The 3,642-nt window shown below is 68.0% G+C and carries 2 protein-coding genes; both read left to right on the top strand.

Annotation, left to right across the window (positions count from 1 at the left end; translation table 11 throughout):
* The coding region (locus JYJ84_RS31300; RefSeq protein ID WP_205189920.1) for a TonB-dependent receptor at window positions 1-2,117 on the top strand (2,117 nt) is incomplete at its 5' end.
* Between the two features lie 10 nt (window positions 2,118-2,127).
* Window positions 2,128-3,501: an LLM class flavin-dependent oxidoreductase gene (locus tag JYJ84_RS31295; protein WP_122950063.1), complete on the top strand. Its 1,374-nt coding sequence runs from the start codon at window positions 2,128-2,130 to the stop codon at window positions 3,499-3,501.
* Window positions 3,502-3,642 lie beyond the last annotated feature (141 nt).

Genomic DNA, 3,642 nt, shown 5'->3' with positions numbered 1-3,642 from the left:
TCACCGCCGAGCGGCGCCGGCAATCGGCGCAACGCGTCGGTGCGTCGGTGTCGGTCATCTCCGGCAACGAATTGAAAACGCTGAACGTCGACACGGTGAATGACCTGCAGCATGCGACGTCCAACGTCGAAGTCGAGCCGGCATTCGGCGGCGGCCAGCCGCAGTTCCGGATCCGCGGCGTCGGCTTCAACGACTACACGTCCAACAACGCGTCGACGGTCGGCATCAACGTCGACGACGTGGCATACGCGCTGCCGATCCAGACCCAGGGGCAGCTGTTCGACATCGCGCGCGTCGAGGTGCTGCGCGGCCCGCAAGGCACGCTGTACGGCCGCAACACGACGGGCGGCACCGTCAACTTCATCACGAACCAGCCCACCCGCGATTTCGAGGCGGGCGTGAGCGCCGAATACGGCACGCACAACCTGCTGACGACCGAGGGCTACGTGTCCGGCCCGCTGAGCGACCGCGTGCGCGGCCGTTTCGCGTTCACGACGCAGGACTTCGGCGCGTGGCAGAACGATCGCGCGACCAACCAGACGCTCGGCAATCACGACAGCGCCGCGGCACGCGGCCAGCTCGACTGGGACGTCACGCGCGACTTCAAGCTGCATTTCGGCGCGCACGGTGGCTTCGACAAATCCGACAACGAGGGGCTGTACCTGTTCACGCCGTACACGTCGGCCAAGACCGGCGAGGTCATCCCGGCCGATGCCGACCACACGAAGACCGGCTGGGGCGTGAGCCCCGCGTTTTCGCGCGCGACGGGCCTGTCGACCGACGCGAAGCCCGGGCGCAACAACGTGAACGGCGGCGTCGACCTGACCGCGACGTGGAATCTCGGCCCGGTCGAACTGAAGAGCATCACCGCGTACAACTACCTGCACCGCCGCGAGTATTCGGACTGGGATGCCACCCGCTATCACGATTCCGACGAGTATTTCGACGACACCGTCAACGAAGTCACGCAGGAACTGCGCGCGGCCTCGCGCGGCGACACGCGGCTGCGCTGGGTCGCCGGCCTGTTCTACTCGCACGACGACCTCGACGAGAAGTTCTATTCCGACTTCAGCGACCGGCTCGGCTTCATCGCGCTGACGCGCTACCGCCAGTCGGTCGATACGCTCGGCGTGTATGGCCAGGCGACCTACGACATCACGAAGCGGTTGCGCGGCATCGTCGGGCTGCGCCAGGAACACGAGAAACGCGAGCTGCGCGGCTTCGCGTCGGGGATGCTGACGCCGTCGTTCGTGCCGTTCGCGGGCTTCCAGGGTGGCGACGCGAACCAGTCGCTGACATCGAACGGCACGTCCGGCAAGATCGGCCTCGAATTCGACCTCGCGCCGGCGACCATGCTGTACGCGACCGTCAGCCGCGGCTACAAGTCCGGCGGCTTCACGGCACACAACACCAGCAATTCGAACGCGCTCGCGCCGTTCAAGCCGGAATCGCTCACCGCGTACGAGGTCGGCTTCAAGAGCGACCTCACGCGCTCGCTGCGCTGGAACGTTTCCGCGTTCCACTACGACTACCGCGACCAGCAAGTGCTGTCCGCGACGTTCGACCCGAACTCGCAATCGCTGATCGGCACGTTCGTCAACGCGCCGAAATCCCGCATCGACGGTTTCGAGACCGACCTGAAATGGCAACCGGTGCGCGGGCTCGAGATCTCGCAATACGTGGGCTACAAGGGCGGCAAGTACACGTCGCCGTTCGTCACGTACAACACGCAGGCATCGGCTGCCAGCGGCCACAACGTGTTCACCGACTACAACGGCACCGCGCTCAGCTTTCCGCGCCTCAGCTATGGCGGGCAGGTCGCGTACAGCTGGCTGGCGGGCGGCTACCGGCTGCGCGCGGAAACCAACTACAGCTATCGCGACGCGTATTCGCAGCTGCTGCTGCTCGGCCCGAACTACACCGTCGACGCGTACTGGCTGTTCAACGCGAGCCTGACCGTCACGTCGCCCGACCGGCACTGGGACGTCGCGCTGTGGGCGCGCAACCTGTTCAACCGCCAGTACGACCTGACGAAGAACTTCTTCCTGCCCGGCACGAACGTCGCCGCCGCCGGCCAGCCGCGCACCGTCGGGGTGCGCGTGACCTACACGTATTGAGGAGGATCGGATGACGCGCCGTACCGACCAGATGAAACTCAACGCGATGCTGAACGGCACCGGCAGCCACGTGGTCGGCTGGCGCCATCCGCTCGCGCAACCGAACGGCAATCGCGATTTCGCGCACTTCCGGCGCATGGCGCAGACGGCCGAGCGCGGCAAGCTCGACGCGCTGTTCGTCGCGGACGTCGTCGCGACGCAGGGCAGCCACGTCGACTCGCTGCGCCGCAGCGCGCGCGCGGAGACCTTCGAGCCGCTCACGCTGCTCGCCGCGCTCGCGGCCGTGACGCACCGCATCGGCCTGATCGCGACCGCGACGACGACCTACAACGCGCCGTACCACATCGCCCGCAAGTTCGCGTCGCTCGATCACCTGAGCGGCGGCCGTGCGGGCTGGAATCTCGTGACCTCGGTGGTGCCCGACGAAGCGGCGAACTTCGGCGCGGCGCCGCATCTCGCGCACGCCGACCGCTACGTCCGCGCCGACGAGTTCCAGCGCGTCGTCGCGGGACTGTGGGACAGCTGGGAAGACGACGCGTTCGTCGAAGACAAGGCCACCGGCCTGCATTTCGATCACCGCAAGCTGCACGTGCTCCATCATCGCGGCGCGCATTTCAGCGTGCGCGGCCCCCTGAACGTCGCGCGCGCGCCGCAGGGGCATCCGGTGCTCGTGCAGGCCGGTTCGTCGGAGGCCGGGCGCGAGCTGGCCGCGCGCTGTGCGGAAGTGATCTTTACCGCGCAGCATCGGCTCGACGACGCGCAGGCGTTCTACGCGGACGTCAAGGGCCGCCTCGCGCGCTACGGCCGCCAGCCGGACCACCTGAAGATCCTGCCGGGCGTCATGCCGATCGTCGGCGCGACCGAGGCCGACGCGCGCGACAAGCTGCGCGCGCTGCAGGACCTGATCGATCCCGTGCTCGGGCTGCGCCTGCTCGCCGACAACGCCGGCGACTTCGACCTGTCGGGCTATCCGCTCGACGGGCCGCTGCCTGACCTGCCGGCCAGCAATCGCAGCAAGAGCCGCCAGCAGTTGATCGTCGATCTCGCGCGCCGCGAGCACCTGACGATCCGCCAGCTCTATGAACGGTTCGCGAGCGCGGGCATCGTCACCGGCACGCCGAAAGCCATCGCGGACCACTTCGAGGCCTGGTTCCGGTCGTTCGGCGCGGACGGATTCAACGTCGCGTTCGCGTGGGCGCCCGGCGGGCTCGACGATTTCGTCGACCTGGTCGTCCCCGAGCTGCAGCGGCGCGGGCTGTTCCGCACCGAATACGAAGGGCCGACGCTGCGCGACCAGCTCGGCCTGCCGCGCCCGCCGTTCGTGCGGCCACCATCGTCGGTGCGTGGCGACACGGCGGCCCCGGTCGCGGGAGCGGCAGCATGACCCGGCGCATCCGTCTTGGCGTGCTGACACGCGTCTATGCGCCCGAAGCGTCAACGCACGTGCTCCACGACACGCTCGAGCTGATCGAGGCCGCGGAAGCGCTCGGGTTCGACAGTGCGTGGGTGGCCCAACATCACTTCG

This window comes from Burkholderia sp. LMG 13014 (genome assembly GCF_905232215.1).
GTDB lineage: Bacteria > Pseudomonadota > Gammaproteobacteria > Burkholderiales > Burkholderiaceae > Burkholderia.
This window is presented reverse-complemented; position numbering and strand designations above follow the sequence as displayed.